Source organism: Myxococcales bacterium (genome assembly GCA_016712525.1).
Taxonomy (GTDB): domain Bacteria; phylum Myxococcota_A; class Polyangia; order Polyangiales; family Polyangiaceae; genus JAAFHV01.
On sequence record JADJQX010000007.1, the window covers coordinates 1,577,874 to 1,598,246 of the forward strand.

At 69.6% G+C, this 20,373-nt stretch carries 20 protein-coding genes; 9 read left to right on the forward strand and 11 right to left on the reverse strand.

The annotated features are described in order from the left end of the window. Positions 1-46: 46 nt before the first annotated feature. Together IPK71_23745 and IPK71_23750 are read left to right on the forward strand one after the other, a co-directional pair. Complete coding sequence (locus IPK71_23745; protein MBK8216752.1) at positions 47-1,657, forward strand: hypothetical protein; 1,611 nt, start codon at positions 47-49, stop codon at positions 1,655-1,657. After that, positions 1,654-3,180 (forward strand): hypothetical protein, encoded by a 1,527-nt coding sequence (locus IPK71_23750; protein ID MBK8216753.1) that lies wholly within the window; start codon positions 1,654-1,656, stop codon positions 3,178-3,180. Before IPK71_23745 ends, IPK71_23750 begins: the two co-directional genes overlap by 4 nt. 48 nt (positions 3,181-3,228) lie before the next feature. Here IPK71_23750 and IPK71_23755 read toward each other — a convergent pair whose 3' ends face one another. Both IPK71_23755 and IPK71_23760 read right to left on the reverse strand, forming a co-directional pair. Continuing rightward, the gene (locus IPK71_23755) at positions 3,229-3,780 is read right to left on the reverse strand and encodes a hypothetical protein (protein MBK8216754.1); all 552 of its coding nucleotides are present in this window, start codon (positions 3,778-3,780) and stop codon (positions 3,229-3,231) included. A gap of 54 nt (positions 3,781-3,834) precedes the next feature. Continuing rightward, a complete protein-coding gene (locus tag IPK71_23760) occupies positions 3,835-4,575 on the reverse strand; it encodes an SDR family oxidoreductase (GenBank protein ID MBK8216755.1) in 741 nt (246 codons plus the stop codon). 87 nt (positions 4,576-4,662) lie between these two features. On the opposite strand from IPK71_23760, the gene IPK71_23765 reads away from it, so the two are divergent. The 6 genes from IPK71_23765 to IPK71_23790 all read left to right on the forward strand — a co-directional run bounded on the left by IPK71_23765 (position 4,663) and on the right by IPK71_23790 (position 10,185). Further along, complete coding sequence (locus IPK71_23765; GenBank protein MBK8216756.1) at positions 4,663-4,932, forward strand: hypothetical protein; 270 nt, start codon at positions 4,663-4,665, stop codon at positions 4,930-4,932. Between the two features lie 109 nt (positions 4,933-5,041). After that, positions 5,042-5,803, forward strand: a complete 762-nt coding sequence (locus tag IPK71_23770) for a protein phosphatase 2C domain-containing protein (GenBank protein MBK8216757.1) — start codon at positions 5,042-5,044, stop codon at positions 5,801-5,803. Further along, positions 5,800-7,617: a hypothetical protein gene (locus IPK71_23775; GenBank protein MBK8216758.1), complete on the forward strand. Its 1,818-nt coding sequence runs from the start codon at positions 5,800-5,802 to the stop codon at positions 7,615-7,617. The genes IPK71_23770 and IPK71_23775 overlap by 4 nt, the downstream gene beginning before the upstream one ends. A gap of 18 nt (positions 7,618-7,635) precedes the next feature. Continuing rightward, positions 7,636-8,604 (forward strand): nicotinamidase, encoded by a 969-nt coding sequence (locus tag IPK71_23780; GenBank protein ID MBK8216759.1) that lies wholly within the window; start codon positions 7,636-7,638, stop codon positions 8,602-8,604. Positions 8,605-8,620: 16 nt separating this feature from the next. Then, positions 8,621-9,364, forward strand: a complete 744-nt coding sequence (locus IPK71_23785; GenBank protein ID MBK8216760.1) for a VWA domain-containing protein — start codon at positions 8,621-8,623, stop codon at positions 9,362-9,364. Between the two features lie 71 nt (positions 9,365-9,435). Then, positions 9,436-10,185 carry an NUDIX hydrolase gene (locus IPK71_23790; GenBank protein ID MBK8216761.1) on the forward strand — a complete coding sequence of 250 codons (750 nt, stop codon included), beginning with the start codon at positions 9,436-9,438 and terminating at the stop codon, positions 10,183-10,185. A gap of 21 nt (positions 10,186-10,206) precedes the next feature. Here IPK71_23790 and IPK71_23795 read toward each other — a convergent pair whose 3' ends face one another. Further along, a complete protein-coding gene (locus IPK71_23795) occupies positions 10,207-10,869 on the reverse strand; it encodes a hypothetical protein (GenBank protein MBK8216762.1) in 663 nt (220 codons plus the stop codon). 202 nt (positions 10,870-11,071) lie between these two features. Here IPK71_23795 and IPK71_23800 point away from each other — a divergent pair, with 202 nt between their 5' ends. Next, positions 11,072-12,649, forward strand: a complete 1,578-nt coding sequence (locus IPK71_23800; GenBank protein ID MBK8216763.1) for a serine/threonine protein kinase — start codon at positions 11,072-11,074, stop codon at positions 12,647-12,649. Positions 12,650-12,733: 84 nt separating this feature from the next. On the opposite strand, the gene IPK71_23805 is transcribed toward IPK71_23800, so the two are convergent. The 8 genes from IPK71_23805 to IPK71_23840 are packed head-to-tail and all read right to left on the reverse strand — an operon-like array spanning position 12,734 to position 20,371. Then, positions 12,734-13,549 carry a BtpA/SgcQ family protein gene (locus tag IPK71_23805; GenBank protein ID MBK8216764.1) on the reverse strand — a complete coding sequence of 272 codons (816 nt, stop codon included), beginning with the start codon at positions 13,547-13,549 and terminating at the stop codon, positions 12,734-12,736. Further along, positions 13,546-14,556, reverse strand: a complete 1,011-nt coding sequence (gene gspN / locus IPK71_23810) for a type II secretion system protein GspN (protein MBK8216765.1) — start codon at positions 14,554-14,556, stop codon at positions 13,546-13,548. The genes IPK71_23805 and gspN overlap by 4 nt, the downstream gene beginning before the upstream one ends. Further along, complete coding sequence (locus tag IPK71_23815) at positions 14,553-15,122, reverse strand: type II secretion system protein M (GenBank protein MBK8216766.1); 570 nt, start codon at positions 15,120-15,122, stop codon at positions 14,553-14,555. The genes gspN and IPK71_23815 overlap by 4 nt, the downstream gene beginning before the upstream one ends. Beyond that, a complete protein-coding gene (gene pilM / locus IPK71_23820; GenBank protein MBK8216767.1) occupies positions 15,119-16,660 on the reverse strand; it encodes a pilus assembly protein PilM in 1,542 nt (513 codons plus the stop codon). The genes IPK71_23815 and pilM overlap by 4 nt, the downstream gene beginning before the upstream one ends. Positions 16,661-16,672: 12 nt before the next feature. Beyond that, entirely contained in the window at positions 16,673-18,136 is a 1,464-nt protein-coding gene (locus IPK71_23825; protein ID MBK8216768.1) for a general secretion pathway protein GspK, read from the reverse strand. Then, positions 18,133-18,798 carry a general secretion pathway protein GspJ gene (locus tag IPK71_23830; protein MBK8216769.1) on the reverse strand — a complete coding sequence of 222 codons (666 nt, stop codon included), beginning with the start codon at positions 18,796-18,798 and terminating at the stop codon, positions 18,133-18,135. Before IPK71_23830 ends, IPK71_23825 begins: the two co-directional genes overlap by 4 nt. Positions 18,799-18,821: 23 nt before the next feature. Beyond that, positions 18,822-19,514, reverse strand: a complete 693-nt coding sequence (locus IPK71_23835; GenBank protein MBK8216770.1) for a general secretion pathway protein GspI — start codon at positions 19,512-19,514, stop codon at positions 18,822-18,824. A 44-nt stretch (positions 19,515-19,558) separates the two neighbouring features. Next, on the reverse strand, positions 19,559-20,371 hold the full coding sequence (locus tag IPK71_23840; GenBank protein ID MBK8216771.1) for a prepilin-type N-terminal cleavage/methylation domain-containing protein: 813 nt from the start codon (positions 20,369-20,371) through the stop codon (positions 19,559-19,561). Positions 20,372-20,373 lie beyond the last annotated feature (2 nt).

Consider the following 20,373-nt stretch of genomic DNA (forward strand, 5'->3'; position numbering starts at 1 on the left):
TCGGGCCGCTTGATTCGGCGAGCCCGGCGAGAGTAAGGCTCTCGGCATGAACGAGCGGTTCGCCGGAGGCCCGAAGGCCCGCACGTGGCCGCGGGTCGGTTTCTCCGATGCGCTCGGCGTCCTCGTGTCGCTCGGCCTCGCGGCCATCTCGTTCACGTACCCCTATGGGCGAGATCAGGCGTCGTTCGCGTACATCGCCCGGGAGTGGGGGATGGGCAACGTGCCGTACAAGGCCGCGTTCGAGATCAAGCCCCCGAGCATCTACCTCACGTACCTCGTCGCCTTCCGTATCTTCGGGGACACCCCGTGGGCGATTCGGGTGTTCGACTATCTCTTCGCCCTCGTCCCCGCGGGGATCGCGTGTGCCTACGCCGCGACGCCCGCCGATCGCCCGGTCCCACGCGGGCGTATCGGCCTGTCGCTCGCGATCGTAAGCCTCGTTTACTATCTTCCGTTCGACTTCTGGAACACGGCCCAGTGCGAGAGCTTCACCTCCGCGCTGTCGGTGATCGCGGCGGCGGCGGCGCTCCGATCGAGAGACGCGCGGGTCTCCGGCTTCGTCGTCGGGCTCGCGTCGGCGCTCGCCGTGCTGTTCAAGCCCACGGTCGGGATCGTGGCGGCAGGCAACGTGGCGGTGCTCGCGCTGGCCATGCGCGCGCGCCACGCCCCGCTGTCGGACTACCTGCGGGCCGCGGTCACGTTGACGGTGGGCGTAGCGCTCCCGATCGTCGCGATCTTCGGCTACTTCGCGAAGGTCGACGGACTCGGCGCCATGCACGAGGCCCTCGTCGTCACGATTCGGCACTACCTCACGGCGGGAAAGTACGTGCACGGCACCACGCAGACCCTGCGGGCGCTCGTGTTCGGAGTCCTGGGATGGCAAGCCCTCCTCGTGCTCGCGGCGAACGTGCTCCTCTTCCGTGGAGTGCCGGTGCTCCTCCGCGCAAGACCGGAGCGAGGCCTCCCGTTCGTCGCTGCGGGGATCGGCCTCGTCACGTCGATCACGTCCGTCGTCGTTCAGCTCAAGTTCTTCAACTACCACTGGCTCTCCGCCGTCGGCTTCGTGGCGCTCACGCTCCTCGTCGGCATCGTCGATCTCCAGCACGTGCGCGTCCGCCGAGCGCGCGGCGAGTGGCTCGTGGCCTCGCTCGCGATCTCGCTCTTGCTCGCGTCGGGGAAGCAGTCGGCGCGGCTCTTCTACACGGCCAAGACCGCGATCTACGCCGCTCGGCACGGTGACGACGAGCCCCTCGCGCGTTCCTTCGGCCTCGAGGGCTTCTACAGCTACTGGGACTCGCGCGAGACCGCGCTCTGGGTGAAGGAGCACGCGGCCCCGGGCGACACCCTGGTCGTGCGCGGCTTCGAGCCGCAAATCTACATGCTCTGCGACATGCGCTACGGGGGCCGATTCTTCGAGACCCCGTGGCTCACCGAGGAGCGCTTCTCGCCCCGCACGAAAGAGAACACGGCCGAAGACTGGGCGTACTTCCGCAAGTCCCCACCGCGTTGGGTGGTCGCCTTCACGCACCTCGAGAGCGGCGTGGAAGCCGCGAAGAGCTACGTCGGGATCGGGTACGTCCCAAGGGCTCGCGTCTCCGTGTTCACCATCCTGGAGCGCGGTGAGGACCTCCGTCTCCCCGAAGAGGTCCCGTGGTGAGCACTGTGCGACGCTCGGACGCCGTGCTCGTCGCGCTCGCGCTCTGCGTCGGCCTCGTGCACCTCGGCTACCCGCTCGGGCGGGAGCACGCCGCGCTCGCGTACGCGGGGCGCGAATGGTTGACCGCGGGTACATCCCCCTACAACGGCACCTTCGTCCAAGATGGCCCTGGCCTCGTGCTCGTCGCGGGTGTCGCGAGCGTGCTCGGAGGCGGGAGCGGGGTCGTGCTCCGCCTGTTCTCCGTGATCGCCGCCGTCGCGACGGGCGTCCTCGCGGCCCGCGCGGTAGGCGACGAGCGATCCCGGGCCCGTGCACCCGCGGCGGGGCTCGCGGCGCTCGGGGCGAGCGTCTTCGCGCACGTCTTCTTCGGCGCGTGGGACGCCGCCCGCGGCGGGACGTTCTTCTCCGTCGCCATCGTGGGGGCGCTCGCGCTCGGCAACACGAGGCCGAAGAGCTCCAGCGCGGCGGCTCTCGGGGCCGGTGCGCTCGCGGCGTTCGCCCTGGCCCTTCGCCCCGCGGGCTTCCCCGTCGTCGCGTTCGTCGCGCTCGTGATCCTCGTCAGGGGAGCTTCGGTGAGGCGGCTCGTCGCCTTCCTCGCCGGTGCGGCCGCGGTGACCCTCGCGTTCGCCCTCGCACTCGGCCCGCACGCGATCGCCGACGGCTACGACCTTTTGTGGGACGCGCGCTGTCTCTATCTCGGCCCGTCGCGCCACGACCGTGGGGCCCTCTTCTTCACCCTCCACGACGCGGTCGCCGCGTACGAGCCGCACGCCACCTCCGCGCTCGTCGTGTTCGGGCTCGGGGTCGGCTTGGCCTTCGCCCGCGCCGATCGCGCGAAGCTAGGGAGCCTCGCGTCGACGATCGGAGTCGGTGTCGGCTCGCTCGTGAGTGTTCTCCTCCTGCGAAGGTACTTCTTCGATTTCGAGGTCATGACGGCCTTCGTCGCGCTCGTGCTCGCGTCGATCTCCGACGCGGCGGTCACGGCGCTGCGAGGACGCGCCCACCGCGCCGTCGCGATCGTCGCGCTCCAGATCGTCCTGCTGCTGGGGGCGTGGGGCTTCGTCCAGGGGCTCACGCCTTCGGCCTATCCGGCGCGCGTCCACGACGCGCTCCAGAGGCTCACGGGCAAAACGAGCGACACGACCTGGCTCGCCACGTTCGATCGGCCGGAGATCGGCTTCTACGTCGAAGAGAGCCTCGCCGTCGCCCGCTTCGTCCACGACCGGACCTCGGCCGACGACGCCGTGCTCGTCCGGGGATACGAGCCGGAGATCTATCTCGCCGCGGGGCGCAGCCTGCGAAAAGGTAGGTTCTTCGTGACGACGCCCCTCGTGTGGCCCGGGTGCGCGTACCGCCGCCGAGAGTGGCTCACCGAAGACCAAAGAGTGATCGCCGATGCCCGACCGAAGGTGGTGGTCGCGATCGTCGCCACCCCTGGCCCCGACGCCGAGGGGACCTTCACACCGCTCGGGTACGCGCCGGTGCTCCGCACCGAGCACTACGTCGTCCTCGAACGGAGGTAGACGAGCATCGGCGAGCTCGAGGCTCCGGACGGACGCGGGGACCGCCCCTCAGTCGGAGGACGCGTCCGAGGGGGCGGAAGCGTCGGGGAGGCCGCCCTCGAGGAGGCCACCATCGACTCCACCCTCCGAAGGCTCCGGCGACGCATCGGCTTTCGGCCATGCGGGCGCCCTGGCCAGAATGCGGACGTAATAGTCGGCGCACGTCCCGTTGTAGACGGAGACCGTGTCGGCTCGCTGCGCCGAGATCGTCGCGACGTCGCCGCCGGCGAGCGTGAAGTTCGCGCCGGGCCTCTCGACGGGGCGCTGCTCGGCGCTGATCCAGACCAGCACCTCGTAGGGCGCGCGGCCGAGGGGATGCTTGAAGTCGATGCGCGTCTGGTGCGGAAACGGAAGCCAGTCGGCGTCCACGGCGACCGACTGCCACGTGTTCTCGTCGATGAAGCTGCCCTGGCCGGGCGCGTCTCCGAACGACGTGACACCACCCTTGCAGGCGTCCGTGAGGCAGCCCTCGTTCGCGAGGAGCGTCCCGACGAGGATCCCCCCACAAACGAACGGGAGGGCCAAGACCCGGAGGGCTACCGAGAACGTCGAACGTGCCACGCCGCCGACCATAGCAGAGCGCCGCACGAGGAGAAGGGCCGCGCTGGAAGGTCCCTACCGGCCGATGCCCCACACCTCGCCGGTGGCCCAGGTCGCGTCGAGGAGCGCGAGCACAGCGTGGACGACCTCCTCGGGCGTGCCGAAGCGCCCGAGCTGCGAGCGGGTCGCGAGGCGATGATGCCGCGTCGGGTCGGAGTCGGCCTCCGGGTCGGCGACGATGCCGAGCTCGACCACGTTCACGCGAACGTCCGGGGCGAGCTCCGCGGCGAGAGCCATGAGCCCCGCGCGCACCGCGCCCTTCGCGGTGAGATAGGCGACGTGGTTCGTGTACGGGCGTGTGGTGCCGGCGTCACCGAGCGCGACCACGGCCCCGGCCCGAGCCGCGAGATCCCGCGCGAACGCATGGACGAGCAGAAGCGGGGCTACGGCGTGCACGGCGAGGGTGCGCTCGAGATCCTCGCGCCGCAGCTCCTCGAACGGCGTACGCGGGAAAGGACCACACGCGAGGACGACGTCGTCGATGGTGCCGCATCGAAGGCGGACGCCGTCGACGATTTCGTCGATGGCCGCGGGCCTCGCGAGGTCGGCGCACACCGTCTCGGGAGCTCGGACACCGGCCTGGGCCGCGATGGCCTCGGCGGTCGAAACGAGCTTGTTCGGGTCCCTCGCCGTGAGGACCGGGACGTCACCGCGCCGCGCGAGCGCCGTCGCGATCGCGACCCCGAGCCTGCCCGTCGCGCCGACGACGAGGACCTTCCTCCCGAGCTTGCGCTCCCCTCCCGAGCTTCCGTCCATGACGAACATATACAGGAGCGCCGGGCGCTCCTGGAAGAGTGGCCCTTCGAGGATGACCGCACCGCCATAAGAGGGTAGCTTAGGGCCATGGAATCTCCTGCATCCGAAGGCACGAAGGGGCTCTCGCGCGACGACGTCGAGCGGCTCTGGGCCGCCTACCGAAAAGGAGACGTCGTGCGATGCCCCAAGGACGACCGCAACCTCGCCCTCTCGATCGACGGGAGCGGCAAGTCGTACCGGCTCGTGTGCACGCACTGTGGCCAAGCCTCGCCCTGGTTCTCCGCTTCACAAGACGGCGTCACGTTCCGCGCGATCGACGCGTGCGAGGTCGCCGAACGATCCCCGGGCCGCGAATGAGGTGACCGCGCGCGCGGGTCGGTTCCTCGTGGGCACACGCGAAGGCCCGAGGAGCGACCATCCACCCTTGCGCCTTGACAAGAGTCAAATTGACTCTATCTAGTAACATATGACTCTTGAGGAGCGCTTCGCCATCAGCCGAGCCGTCGCGCAGGGGCGCGATCACCGTCGCCTCCATCGTGACGGGCAAGACGGAGCGGCCGTCGCCGTCTCGCAGGTCGGGCTCGGGCTCGCCGTGACCGACGGATGCGGTTCGGCGCGCCACTCCGAGGTGGGTGCGCGGCTCGGCGCCGCCTGGCTCGCCGAAAACGCGCCCACCTACCTCGCGGGCTCCCGCACCGGAGAGGAGGGCGCGCTGACGCTCGAGCGTGGGCTCGTCACCTATCTCGGCGCCATCGCGACGGGCATCACCGGCGACCCACGTCGGCGCGCCGCGATCGTGCACGACCTCCTGCTCTTCTCCTTCGTCTGTGCCGTCGTCACGGACGAGCGTGTCGTGGTCGTCGGGCGCGGGGACGGCCTCGTGGTCCACGACGGCACGCTCCACGTCCTCGACCCGGGGCCGGGGAACTCCCCGTCCTACGTCGCCTACGAGCTCTCGACCGACGAGGCCTCCCGAGAGGACCGGACCCGTGTGATCGTCGACGCAAGGACCCACGCGGCGACCTCGCTCCTCCTCGCGACCGACGGGCTCCTCCCGCTCGCGTCCGACCCTCTCGCCCTCGTGTCTCTCGTCGACCGCGCGAAGGGCGCGAAGACCCCCGCTTGGCTCGCGCGTGCGCTCGGGCAGCTCACCGACCGTGGCCCCGTGCGGGACGACGTCGCCGCCATCTCGCTCGTCCCGGCCCGGCGCGAGGAGGGCGCGTCGTGACTCGCGTCGCCGTCGACGGACGCACCGTCACGCTGGACGACGCGGACCTCCTCGGCGAAGGGGGCGAGGGGCGAGTATTTCGGTACGGCCCCGACGCGGCCATCAAGGTCTTCTCGAACCCCGCGCAGCTCGCGGGGCGTGCCAAGAAGCTCGAGGCGTTCCCTGCGGGGCTCCCGCCGGAGGTCCTCGCGCCCCTCGGGCTCGTTCGCGATCCGAACCGCGGCGAGGTCGTCGGGTACGTCATGCGCCGCGTGGACGGAGCCTTCGACGTGGGCAGGCTCGCCGAGCGCGGGTTCCGTGCTCGAGAGCACATCGACGCCGACGCGGTCACGGGCCTCTTCGAGCACGTCGGTCGGGTCCTCGCCGCTCTCCACGCGAGGGGGCTCAGGTTCGGCGATCTCAACGCGGGCAATCTGCTCGTCACGCGCCGTCCGGGAGCGCTCTCGCCTCACCTCATCGACGCCGACTCCATGGAGCTTCCCGGCTTCCCGTGCGTCGTCGGTCACCTCCGTACGGTGCACCCGGCGCTCTATGGGCGGGACCTCGCCAAAGGGGGATGTTTCACGGAAGAGACCGATCACTTTGCGCTCGCGGTGCTCCTCTTCGAGAGCTTGCTCCACGTCCACCCCTACGGAGGGGTCCATCCGACGTACACGACCCTCCGCGCCCGCGCCGCCGCGCGTGTGTCCGTCTTCTCGGATGACGTCGTGCTCCCGAAGGTCGCCTCTCGCCCGTCGGTCCTCGACGACGAGCTCCGCGCCTACTTCGAAGAGACCTTCGCGCGCGGGGTGGTCTCGCCCCTCCCCGCGCGGCTCGCGCTCGGGAGGCGCTTCCGTCGCTGCCCGACCTGCGGCATCGAGCACGCGCACAAGGCGTGTCCGACCTGTGGGATCGCCCCGATTCGGCTCGTGCCCGCGAGGGCGCCCTCGTCGGGTCTCCGCGCCGAGACGATCGCCGAGCGCGCGTCACCGTTCGTCGCGGTGCGCGCCGAGGGTAGAGCGGCGCTCTTCGCGACCCTCGACGGTCGGCGATTGTCGCGCGAGTCGGGGGCCACGGTCGATCTTGCGCCATACTTCCCGGAGGACGCGGGCCTGCGATTCGACCTCGAGCCGCACACGACGCTCGTCGTGTCGGACGACCGCGCCATCTCCTTCGACCACGGGACCGGCAAGGCCCACGAGATCGCGACACCGAAGCGAGGCCGCGCGGCGCTCGCGAGCACGAACGGCGAGATCCTGCGTGTCCGGGAGGGCATCGTCGAGCGCCTCCGTGCGGGGACACGCGCCGGCGCCGTGCTCGATGGGCTCACGACCCTCTTCGCGGGGCGAGGCCTCGTGCTCGCGACCTACCGCGTCGGCTCGACCCGCTTCGCGTTCGTCGCGAGCGCGGCGCGGGGTCCGCTCCGCCAAGTGCGCCTCGCCGCCCGTACGGGCAAGACCCGCCGCACCTTCGCGCTGTTCGACGACCGTCACGCGCTGCTCGGGGAGCTCACCGACGACGGGACGCGCGACGTCATGCACTTGGACCTCGTCGACGACCTCGGGCACCTCTGCGCCACCACGACCGTCCCCATGGACGCGCCCTCGCCCCTCGCCAGAGCCGAGCAAGGGGCGCTCTCTGCAGGTCGCCTCCTCGTGCCGGCCGACGGCGGCCTCGTACTCTACGGGGCGTCCCGCGGGGCCTTCTCGCACCTCCGGGACATCCCCGAAGCCGCCCCGCACCTCCCCGCCTTGGCCGAGCTCCACGCGACCTCCACGGGAGACGTCCTCGTGGCCTCGGGCGAGCGTATCGTTCGTCTCGTTCTCACACCCTGACCCACAAAGGAGCCATCGATGCTTCCCCTGCCCTCGTTCTACGACCCGAAGTCCGTCCCCGAGCTCTACATGGAGCGCGCCGCGCTCGTCGCGAACGAAGCCACGAGCTTCGCACGCACCCATCGCATCACCCCGTCGTCCAAAGACACGAAGCGCATCGCGGCCTTCGGCATCGACTGCCAGGTCGGGTTCTGCACCCCCGGCGCGAGCCTCTTCGTCCCCGGAGCCGTCGAGGACACACGCAGGATCCTCGCCTTTTTGTACGGGAACATGGACCGCATCACCGGCCTCCACTTCTCGCTCGACACCCATCGGATCTTCCAGATCTTCCACCCCTCGTGGTGGCTCCGAGAGGACGGCACGCACCCCGAGCCGTTCTCGGTCGTCACCTACGACGACGTACGCTCCGGGGCCCTGCGCCCCGTCGCCCACCCCGCCGAGTCGCTCGAGTACACGAAGCGGCTCGCCGCGCAGGGCAAGTACGTGCTCACGATTTGGCCCTACCACACCCTCCTCGGAGGCCTCTCGCACGCGCTCGTCCCGGCGCTCATGGAGGCGGCGATCTTCCACGCCGTCGCGAGGCAGCAGCAGACCCACTTCGAGACGAAGGGCACGCACGCTCTCACGGAGAACTACTCGGTGCTGTCCCCCGAGGTGCTCGAGCTCGGCGGGCGCCCGGTCGGCACGTTCAACGCGGCCTTCTTCAAGATGCTCATGGAATACGACCGCGTGTACGTCTTCGGTCAGGCGAAGAGCCACTGCGTCCTCTCGACCCTCCGCGACATGCAGGCCCACCTCGAGCGGACCGACCCGGAGCTCGTCGACAAGATCTACGTGCTCGAGGACGCGATGAGCCCCGTGCCGGCGCCCTCCATGTCGCCGCTCCCTCCGGAGCTCGATTTCCCCCGGGTCGCCGAGCGGGCGTTCGCCGAGCTCGAGCGCGCCGGGATGCACATCGTGACCACCAAGGATGCCATCGTCATTTGAACCGAAGGGAGTGCCCATGAGCTCATCGTCTTTCACCGCGTTCTCCACCTCCGTCATCGGCGGACACTTGGACGAGATCGTGATCGCCGGCGCCGCGGGGGTCGACGCCGAAGACCTCACGGCGTCGGAGGTCACCCTCGTCACGATCCTCGTCGACGCCTCGAGCAGCATCGCGTCCCGCGGTCTCACGGACGCCGTCGTGCACGGATACGGCGAGCTGCTCGCGGCCTTCTCGAACGCCCGCGAGAAAGAAGGGATGTTGGTCGCGCTCTGGACCTTCAACGACGAGGCCCGCGTCGTCCACGCCTACGTCCCGGTCGACGACGCCACGCGCCTCGATCGATCGACCTACACCCCCGTCGGCTGCACACGCCTCTACGACACCTTCTGCGACGCGCTCACCGCCAACGTCGCCTACGCCGACCGCCTCCGCGCGGCCGGAGCTCCGACGGAGAGCATCGTCATCGTCGTGACGGACGGCGAGGACGCGGGCTCGCGCCGAACCGCCTCGGACTGCCGCGATCTGCTCCGCAAGGCTCTCGCCACGGAGGCGTGGCAAGCCGCGTTCGTCGGGGTAGGGACCGACGTGGACTTCCGTAACGTAGCGAAACAAATGGGATTTCCGGCCTCGTCCGTCGCCGTCTGCGAGCACGCCACCCCGACGTCGTTGCGCGCGCTCTTCCGCATGGTGAGCCAGGCCACGCTCGCCGCCTCCATGGCCTCCCCGGGCGGCGGACGGGGTGGATTCTTCGGCCCGTGAGCCGCGGCAGGGCTCGGCGCTCCGTCGAAAGGGCTCGCGAACGGCCCGCGCTGAACTAGGGTGAGGCGCGCATGGCGGACCGCAGAACCAAACTGCCAGACGACGAAGCGGCGTTCCTCGACGACTACCGGCCCGCGGACTTCCCTCGCCCGTCCGTGGCCGTCGACCTCGTCATTCTCACCATCGAGGACTGCGATCTTCGCCTCCTCACGGTGCTCCGCAACGAGCACCCCTTCAAGGGCAAGTGGGCCCTGCCCGGAGGCTTCCTGAGAGTCGGGCCCTCCCGCACCGACCAGGGAGAGGGGCTGGACGAGGCCGCGGCGCGCGAGCTCCACGAAGAGACGGGCCTACCCGAGGGCTCGGTCTTCCTCGAGCAGCTCCGCACGTTCGGGGCGCCGGGTCGGGATCCCCGCATGCGGGTCGTCAGCGTGGCCTACTTCGCGCTCGTCCGCCCGACGCTCGCGCCCCTCGTGCGGCCCGGCGGCGACGTTCACAAGGTTCGGTGGCAGTCCGTCGTTCCTGGCTCGGCGCACGGACTCGCGTTCGACCACGACGGCATCGTCTCGTGCGCCATCGACCGTATCCGGGCCGACCTCGATCGCTCTCACCTCGCGTTCGAGCTGGTCCCGGAGACGTTCACCATCCAACAGCTCCGCGCCGTCCATGAGGTCATTCGCGGCGCCGCGATCGACCCGGGAAACTTCCGAAAGCGATTCTTGCGCATGATCGACGACGGCATTCTAGAGCAGGCGCGGGGCAAGCGCCTGACGGCGTCGAAGCCCGCGCAGGTCTACCGGTTCCGCGATCGCGACCACGGGTAGAGGACGAGCGCCGTCGTCCGCTCACGCACGCCCACGAAGGCGGGCGCGGAGCCGCTCGAGGGCCGCATCACGCTCCGAGGCCACGATCGCCGACGAGGTAGGGGGTGGGGGCGGGACCGGCACACTGGTTCGGTCCACCGGGGCGACGCTCGGGGGACCGACCTCGATCTCCGGCTCGCTGGGCTCCGGACCGACGACCTCGGCGCGAAGCACCTCGGGCCCCTCGTCGACCGGCTCCTTCACGGGAATGCGCACCGCCTTCAAGTTCGGCACGGTAGCGCGCGCGTACGCGGGGACCTCCTCCGGGAGCGCCGCCGGAGCCGACCGCACGATCGGAGGTGTCTCGCTGGGCGCGGGAGCCTCGGCGACCTTGGCTGCCGCGGCGCGATCGACCAGCGCCTTCGAGCGCGGGTCGAGGCGCGTGAACTTCAAGGTGAGCCCTGGCTCACCGAGCTCGGTGGGGCCGTGCCCGAGCACACGTCCCTCGCCGCGCAGGAGAATGGCGCCGCTCCGGAGCACGAGCTCGAACCGCAAGATCACGCCTTCGGGGCGAGGGTTCGCGCCGACGAGGACGAGCGACGTCCGCGTAAGGGCGAAGGCCTCTTCCCGAAGGAACTGGTCCTCGCTGTCGTAGGGGCGCACGACCCGCAACGCGACGATGGGCTTCGGCGATTCGTCCGACACACCCCGAGAGTAATGCACCCGCGCCAGAATGGAGACGGTCGTTCGACCTCCGCCGTTCCATTTCCGCGAACGCCCCAATTTTCCGCGGAACTGGCCGATTTCGACGCCCCACGCCCTCGGCCCCGACCTCGGGAGGCCCCGCGGGCCTTCGGTCCCACCGATTTGTCGCACGGCCCGAAAAAAGCGCGCGATACTGGCTTTGGTGGACCGACTGTCACCGCAGACGCCCCAAGCGGGAACGAAGCTCGATGGCTACGAGCTTTTGTGCCCGATCGCGCAAGGTGGGATGGCCGTGGTCTGGCTCGCGCGCGCGACGCTCGCGAACGGTCGCTTGGTCGTCGTGAAGATGCTGCTCCCGCAGTACGCCTCGGACGAGCAGTTCCAACAGATGTTCGTCGACGAAGCGAACATCGCCTCGGGCATTTCCCACCCGAACGTCGCCCGCATCCTCGACGCCGGCGAGGCGAACCACACCCCGTACCTCGTGATGGAGTACATCGACGGCGAGTCGATCGCGAGGCTCTCGGAGACGGCGAAAAAAGCAGGGACGCCCATTCCGGTGGGCATCGCGCTGCGGCTCATCGCCGACGCGGCCTCGGGGCTTCACGCCGCCCACGAGCTCCGCGGGCGGGACGGAGCCCTGCTGAACGTCGTCCACAGGGACGTGTCGCCCCAGAACGTGCTCGTGCGAAACGTGGGCTCTGCGGCGTTGATCGACTTCGGCATCGCGAAGGCCCGGGAGCGCCTCGCGGAAGAGACGCGTGCCGGAAATCTCAAGGGCAAGGTGCGGTACATGGCGCCCGAGCAAGCCCTCGGGAAGGCCGTGGACCGGCGCGTCGACGTGTGGGCTCTCGGCGCCATGCTGTTCGAGATTTTCGCGGGGAAAGGCCCGTACGACGGCGGGAGCGAAATCGCCGCGCTCCAACGCCTCGTCAAGGGGCAGAAGCCCGCCGAGCTGCCGGCGACGGTCCCCGAGCCGGTGAGGTCGGTGGTGGCCCGTGCCCTCGAGCCGAACCGCGATCTCCGCTTCGCCACGGCGCAGGACCTGGAGAGGGCCCTCGTCGAGACGATCGCCGCGCTCGGAGTCCCCGCGTCGCCGGCCGACGTCGCGGCGTTCGCGGCGCCTTTCATGCGGGAGCGTTCGCAGGCGCGCTACGCCGCCGCGCGAGACGCGATGGTCACGCTCGACGCTCGCGCAGGGAGCCGCGCGCCCGTGCTCCACGCCACGGCCTCCGGTGGATACGTCGCGCTCTCCGTCGACGAGGCGGACGAGGCGACCCAGATCAACTACCGCTTCTCCGTCGACGAGCTCCCGGACGATCCTCGCGACCTCGATTTCGGCCGCGGGAACGCACCGAAGGCGCCGCCCGCGATCGAGGGGTTCGGAGTCCCGGATTTCGCGGTCCCGAGCACGGCGCCCCCTCCCCCGCCCGCGCTGTCGAGCCGGCCCCCGGCCGCGAACATCGCGCAATCGATCTCGGACGTGCTGAGCTCGGGTTTCGGGCCGACAGGCACCCTTCCGCCACCGCCGTCCGGGGGAGCGTTCGGAGGTCCCCTCACCGTCGGTCCGATGCTCGGCCCTTCGGCGCCCCTCGTCGGCGCCGACCCGAGCCGCGCGCTTGCGCCCAGCCCGGCCGCCGATCCATCGACTCCGAGCCAGTTGGCCACCGCGCCGGCACCGAAACGGGGCGCCGGCGCGAAGATCGCGCTCGTCCTCGTCGTCCTCGTGCTCGCCGCGGCGGCCGCGCTGGCCGCCCTGCGGTTTTCGGGTCGCGTCTGAGTCACCGCGCGCGAGCGCCGAACCGACCGACGCGCGCCCTTCCGAGGTCACGCGAGGCCGCTCGAACGCCTCCCTAGCTATCCCTCACACCGAAGCGAATGCCATACGGAATGCATCGGCGAAGGCGGCGGCGGCACGCGGATCGATGGGGCCACCCGCCTTGCCGTTCGCGCGGAGCGCGCTGCCCACCACCACGCCGTGAGCGTGAGCGGCGAGCGCGGGGAGCGCGGCGATCGTCGCCCCGCTCGCGACGATCACCGGAACCTTCCGCCCCGAGGCCTCCACCGCAGCGCGAACGCGCGCGAGCTTCTCGCCGTCGACCGCGTGGCCGGTGCCTTCGCCGGTGACGAGCACGGCGTCGGCGAGCGCACGAACGACGAGATCGGCCGTCTCGTGCTCGATCGGCGCTTGAGGACCAAGCGGCGACGAGTGTTTGACGTCCACGTCTGCCCACACCTCCACACGTTTCGCCCCCAGCGACGCGCGCTCACGGAGGAGCACCGCCGCATCGCCCTCGACCACGCCTTGGTCGGTCACACGCGCGCCCGAGAGCACGTTCACGCGCACGGCCTTCGCGCCCACCGCGTGCGCGATGGCGAGGGCCGAGAGGCCGTCGTTGCGGAGGACGTTGACGCCGAGCGGGATCGACGTCGCACGAGCGACCTCGCGCGCGACGATCGCCATGGTCGCGACGGTGATGGCTGGGACGGCGCCCCGGTGAAAGGGCACGTCCCCGTAGTTCTCGATCATGCAGAGGTCGTAGCCCGCTTCGGCGAGCACCTTGGCCCCCTGGACGGCTCCCTCCACGATCGCGTCGAGGCCGAGCTCGCTGCAGGGGCTCCCCGGCAGCGCTGGGAGGTGCACGACACCCACGAGACGGCGGAGCGAAGGCGACGTCATTGTCCGAGACCTTTCGGGGCGGCCATCGCGGGGCTCGAGATGCCCGCCGCCGGCAAAAATTGAGGCTTTCCGAGCTGACCCCGCACTTGAAACGCATAGAGACCGTCGGGCGTCTTCGCCCGCTTCACCGTCGGATCGAGCTCGAACAGGGGCGGGATCGACGAGCCCGGCGCGCCGAAGAGGCTCTTGGTCTTGTCGTTCTTCCCGCGGTACCCGTCGTTCACCTTGAACTTGACGGACATGTCCAGGTTCGAATCGTTCGCGAGCTCGCGCATCTGGATCCGCCCCTCTCCGGACAGCTCCACGTCCTTGCCGCCAGCAGCGAGCTTGCTCACCTTGAGGATGCCTTCTTTGGCCTCGGCGTCGAACTTGAGCGCGCCGACGGTGAGCTTCGGGAGCTCGAGCAGCCCTTTGATTTTCGCCTTTCCGTCGCCCACCGCGAGGTCGCGGATCTCGAGGTTGACGGTACCGGAGCCCTTCGAGGCCTTGCCTTCGGGGAGCCGGAGGTCGACCTGACCGAAGAGGCGCCCTTCCATCGGGACGCCGAGCGCCTGAGAGAGCATCTCGATCTTGCCGACGTCGACCCCGTCGAGCTCCACCTTGATGAGGCGCTCCTTGGACTTCTCGACGAACTCCCCCTCGATCGTGCCGTCGAAGCCCTTGATCTTGAACGTGACGTCCTTGTTGCCCACGAGCAGCGAGAGGACCGAGACCCGCGCGCGCACCTCGTCGAGCTTGAGCTCGACAGGCGGCTTGCCGGGTTCGAGGGGCGGCATCGCGAGCCGCACGCCGGTCGCCTTGACGCCGGTGAGGAACGACGAGTCGAGCTCGTCCACGTGCAGCTCTTGCTGAGAGCTCGAGGCCCGCTGCTGCGCGTTGAACGACGAGACGAGCCGCTCCTTCAGCTTGTCGTAGGGGAACGTCCACGTCACCGACACGAGGAACGCGAAGAAGAAGAAGGCGAAGTACCCGACCTTCTTCCCGATCGTCTTGAGCCGCTCTTTCACTTGCCGTCCTTCTTGTCCGGCGCCGCCGCCTTGGGGGCCTCGTTCCTGTCGAACGCCGAGACGCCGAGCTCCACGTCGTACGAGTCGGGCTCACCGCTGCGCTTGCGCACGTTCAGGCGCGAGACCGTCACGGCCTGCCCGCCCTGCTCGAGCCCCTCGATGAATTTCACGATCGGGCGCATGCCCGCTTTCTTGAAGTGAATCACGGTGTTGCGTTCGGAGTAGCGCTTCCCGTGAGGCACCTCGGCGCGATCGACCGAGTCGCTCACCTCGAGCTTCTGCGAGCGCGCCGACTGCTCCAAGAAGCCGGCCAGCGCGGGCGCGCGTTTGGCATACCGGGACGCCACCGCGTCCTCGCGGGACTTGCGATCGCGCACCTTCGCGCGGGCGCCCTGCACGTCGGAGAGGGCCGTCCGCAGCGCCTCGACCTCGGCCTTCTTTCCGCCCGCGAGCACGGAGAGCCCGATGGGCAACCCCAAGACCAAGAGCACGCCCAGCACCACGAGACCGATCGTCGCCGAGCGCTGATCCCGCGGGCTGAGGCGGGTCCCTTCGAAGAAGTTCATTTGCCACCTCCGGCGCTCGCGCTGCCCGCGGGGGACGCCGACGACGCCCCCGACGGCTTCTTCCCGGCTACGGACTTCTGGTCCTCGGGGCACTTCAGGTCGAACTCCATGACGTACTTTTGGCGCTCGCCACCGACGACCTGGTTCGTGCGCGAAATCTTCACGTCCGAGAAACAATGCTCGTTCTTGAGCGCGGTCATGATGCCCTGGGCGTCGGGGATCGAGCCCACCACGCCGTGCACGATCACGTGCCCCTTCTGAACGTCGAGCTCCTCGATGTCGTGGACCATGCTCTGTGGGATGTTCTCCGCGAGCTTCAGCATCACGTCGAAGGCGTCGGCGTGGGGCATCGGATCCTCGTCGGCCACGGTCGTCAGCTTTCCGAGCAGCTCCTGGGCGCGCTCGGCGCTCTCGGTGCTCTCGCCCAAGACGTCCTTGGTGACCACCCCGAGCGCGCCCTCGAGCGCCTTTCGTTCACGAGAAATCGAGTAGAGGTCGGCGCTCACGGAGAGGATCGACGTCACGAAGATCGCCGCCCCGAGGCCCGCGAGGAGCGGCACCTTCTCCTTCACCCACGCGAAGCCGCGCTCGTACGCGAGCGGCCCCTTGCGGAGGTTCAGGCCCATCGGCTTCGGTCCGAGGCCGATGGCGAGGCCGAGCGCCTTCGCGTACTTCGCCGGGTCCGCGGCCTCCGGGTGGTTCGGGACCTCCGGCTCGAGGGTCGACGCGGGGAGCCGCTCGATCGGGAGGCCGAGCTCGCCCGAGAAGAAGACATCCGCACCACCCACGGGAGCGCCCGAGAGGAACGTTCGTGTCGGTGCCTTGCCGCCGGCGGCCCGGTGAGCCAAGAGCGACGCTCGAACCTCCCGCGCCATCTTGGGCGCCGTCTGCGGGAGGCCCTGCGTGCCGTACGAGAGGGTCCGCGCGAACACGGGCTCGCCCTTCTCGAGAACGACGAGGTCGGTCGAGCGCGGGCCGAGATCGAGGAGCAGGATGGGCGCCTCTCCGGCGAGCGTGGGGGTCACCGAGACGAGGTTCGCGAGCGGGAAAGCGCCGACCCCCACCCGCTCGGGCTCGCTCCCGAGCGCCGCCTTCACGAAGTCGATGCGAGCGCGGACGTCGGCGGTGCGGGCCACGGCGGCGAGCACGGGGAACGTCACGCCCTTCTCGCCGCTCACCGGCGCCGCGAGCATGCGGTAGTCGAACACCGCCTCGCTCATGTCGAAAGGGATCACCGGCTCGAGCTCGAACGGGAGCACGTCGCCGATCGCCTTCTGCGCGTTCGCGGGGAGATCGACGGTGACGACCGCGGACTTCGCCCCCTCGGCGGCGATGGCGAGCGCGTCCCCGAGACCGCCCTTCTCGCCGAGCACGGCACGAACGGCCTCTTTCACGAGCTCGGCGCGCTGCGCGTCGGTCGCCCCCTCGGGGACCTCCCGAGCACCGAAGCCCACGAGGGTGGTCTTGCGGTACGACGCGCGGATCGCCGCCACCTTCACGGTGCTCGCTTCGATGTCGATGCCTACGTAGACGCTCATCTTGGCTCCGGCTCAGTCGATTCGATAGTACACAACTTGCCCAGCAGTTACGGGCATTTGCGGATAGGCTGCGTGCTGCGCGGCGACGGCCTGGGCGCCCAAGGTGCCCGTCTGCGCGGTGGGAGGCAGGGTCGCCCCCGTAGGAGAGACCGCGCTCGGCACGGCTCCAGGGAGCCCGCCCAACCCCGCCTGCGAGAGCGAGGGGGTCTTCTGAAAGTCGACCACGGCGTGGATCGCCACGCGGGTCTCGCGCTTCTGCCCGCTCTTCTTCACGCCGACCGCATAGATCGAGAAGACCTTGCTCTCGGTCGCGATCGACTTCTGGAACTCGCTCTCGCTCTTGAACGCGACGGGCTTCATGCCGAACCCCGCGAGCACGGGCCCGAGCTGGCCCTTGCCGGTCATCGTCTGGACGAAATCTTGGGGCGAACCGAAGAGCGGCGCGCCCATCGTGAGGCCTCGCGCCATCGTGACCCCCATGAGGAACGTCTGCGCTTGCGTCGTGTCGAGGCAGATGTCGGCTTGGGGAGCGCCGGCGCACACGACGCCGAGCAAGGTCTGCGCGTTCGCGGTGTTCACGTTGACGCGGCCCGTGCCCCACACCGTCACCGGGCGCTTCTTCGGGTTGGTCGGATCGGGGTCGACGAAGGTCGCCCAGTAGTCCTCGCCGACGCCGCGGACCATGTGCAGCTCGTCGAGCGAGTCGTACGGCGCGTTCTTGCGGCGGTAGGGCCGCGAGAGGAGCTGGTAGTACGCGTCCTCGACGCCCGAGCTCGAGGCGCCCGTGAGCTTCGACATGTCGCAGTTGAAGAGCTGCTCGTCTTGATCGCCCCAGTCGATGATGGCCGCGCAGATCGAGAGCCGGTCGTGGAAGGTGCCGGTCCCGTCTTTCTGCTCGAAGAGGGTGTTGTACTGGGGCGGGGCCATGAGCCCCATGAGCTCCTGGGCCAGGCGAATGTGCGCGATCTCGTTCGCCGCGCCGAGGTTCGTGTTGATCTTCGCGTCCTCGTCGACGATCGACAGCTCGAAGCGCCCGTCCTTGATCCCGAGGTTCTTGCCGGTCTTCGTGTCGACCCCGATCGTGGCGCTGAAATCCTCGCTGCCCGTGTCGTCGTTGAAGGCCCCGAGGAGCCGATCCGAGAACTCCCACACCGGGAGCTGAGGTGGGGTCTTCTTCATCAGCATGAAGAGAGGCGCGACCGCGCCGCGGATGGTCGGCTCGGTCGCGATGAGGAGGCGCGACAGGTTGACTGCGCTCCGTGCCACGTACTCGGCTTGGACCGCGTCGCGCTCGGCGGTGGCGCTGGCGGCCTCGGCGCTCGTCTCGTCTTGGAACTCGGCGAGCATGACGGTGAGCACCGCGATGGCGCCCAGCACCATGACGAGCGCGATCCCCCGATCGGCTGCGCGGGCGCGCGCGCGCTTCTTGCGGAGAGCGGCGCGAACGCGCTGCGAGGTGTCGGCGCGGGCGCTCATTGCGGCATCCCGAAGGTGAGAGGTGAGCGGGTCGGGATCATCACCTTGGTGGTGTAGACGTAGGGCGGGTCGTTCTTGACCTCCTTCATCTTGAGCTCGATGCGCACCGCGAGCGGGAGCCGGCCCGGTTGCCCGGAGAGCTGGGTCGTGTCCCACGTCTCGACCCACTGCCCGGTCATCGGATCGAGGTAGCGAATGTCGAAGGACTCGACGTTCTCGGCGAGAAGGTTCACGACGCCGCCGCGAAGCGGGTCCATGTCGATGGGCGACTGCTCGCGTCGTACGAGATCGAGCTTGTCCGGGACGTTCGGGTCCTTCACGACGAAGAACCCGACCTCGCACTGATCGGACTCCTTCGCGTCCTTGTCGATCCGACGATGCGCGAAGGCCGCAAAATCGAGGCGATCGAAGTCTCGGCTGGACTGGCCCACGAACGCCGTCGTCCGGGTAACGAGCGACAGGTTCTGGGGCTGATGAAGGGAGAGGTACGCGCTCTGGACCTCACGAGCGATCCTGTCGACGGCCTCCCGGCCTTGGCGGGCACGGTCGACTCTCATGGACTCGCCACGCTTCCCGCGGGCCATCGAATCGAAGGCCCCGTAGATGAGGATCGAGATCATGCCGAGGATCCCGAGCGAGACGAGGATCTCGAGCAGCGTCATGCCGCGCGCCGCGTGACGAGCCTTCATGGGAACCCCGCCTTCGTCGAGTCGCCCTTCAGCCCGGGGGCGGTGGTCGTGCCGCCCGCGCCCGTCGGCGGCACGGCCCCGGCGTCTACCCCGAACCCGAGGCCACCGCGCTGAGGGTTCGTGACGAACTGCGTGAGCTCGAGGGTCTTCTCTCGGGGCCCCTCCTTCCACTTCACGCTCACCGTGACGCGCCGGATCGACGCCTCCATGGAGAGCTTCAGGCTCGGGTACACCATCGCCATGACGGTGCTCAGCATGCCCTGCGCGGCGCCGGGCCCGAGCTGCTGCTGCAGCATCTGGACACCGCCATCGAGGTTGAGCTCGCCCGTGCCCGCGGGGTTCTGGAGGAGAGAGAGCGCGCCACCGTCCCCTCCCCCCGCGCTCGAGAGGAGGCCGCCGCCGTCGTCGAGCGTATTCTGCGGAGGCTGCGGGAGCTCCACCTTCTCGACGCGTGTCGTGCACGAGTACCCCTCGCGATCGGCGTCCACGCAGCACGATACGTCGGTGTCGATGGCGTCGATCTCGGGGTAGCCGTCCCGGAGGAGCTTCTCCTCGATCTCGGTCATCTTGCAGCGCCCGAGATCGGCGGCCATTCCCATGTTCGCCGCGCTCCGGTTGCTCGCCGCGAGCCCGCCCTGCGCCGAGAGGATGACGCTGAGGAGGAGCCCCAAGATGGCCACCGCCACCATGACTTCGAGGAGCGAAAACCCCCTTCGATTCGAGAGGTTACGCCTCATGGGGAGCTCCCGGTGTCTTGGCGCTCGGAGGCCTCCTCGTCGGAGCCCGGAGCCTTCGGGAGATCGACGGCGCCGTCCTTCACGGTGACCTTGCCCGTGAGCGGAGACACCTCGACCGTGATCGTATCGGCGCCGTCGCGCACGCAGCGTGCCCGATCCTCGGGGGCCTTCACACCGCACGGGAAGAGCTGGATCACGGCGCGCTCGGTCTGCCCCCCCGGCCAGAAGTAGAGGTACGCCCGCCCTTGTGTGCGTGGCTCCGCGTCGTGGGAGGTCTGCACCATACGGAACGCGATGCCTCGGTCGAGCGGCTTCGGCCCCTTCTTCTTGGCGGAGGTCGCGACGCCGAGCGGCTCGATGGCCTTGAACGCCGGCTTCGGGACGACCGGCCCTTTGACGATACGCTCCGTGTCGGCGGCCGCCTGCTGCTCGACCACCGTCGCCGCCTCGGCCCCGCCCGCGGGGGACGTGTCCTTCGACTGGACGAGCATCGGCTTGTCGGCCTCTTCGAGCCAGATGGTCTGCTCGTCGAGATCCATCACGAGGCGAACGCTCTTCGCGGAGGCCGTCGCGTGCGTGTATCCTACACGAATGGCGCCCGCGAGCGTCGTGCCGGTGTGACGCATCCGCGACGAGGCGAGCTGCCCCGAGCCCGCGAGCACCCCACCCAGGACGACGGCGATGATCGCCATCACGATGAGGATCTCGATGAGCGTCATGCCACGAACGACGCGGCGCGCGCGAAGGGCCGGAGAGCGCCCCCAGGGGGCTCCCTTCCGGACCGGGTCGTGCGCGCGGCGGCAGCTCATGA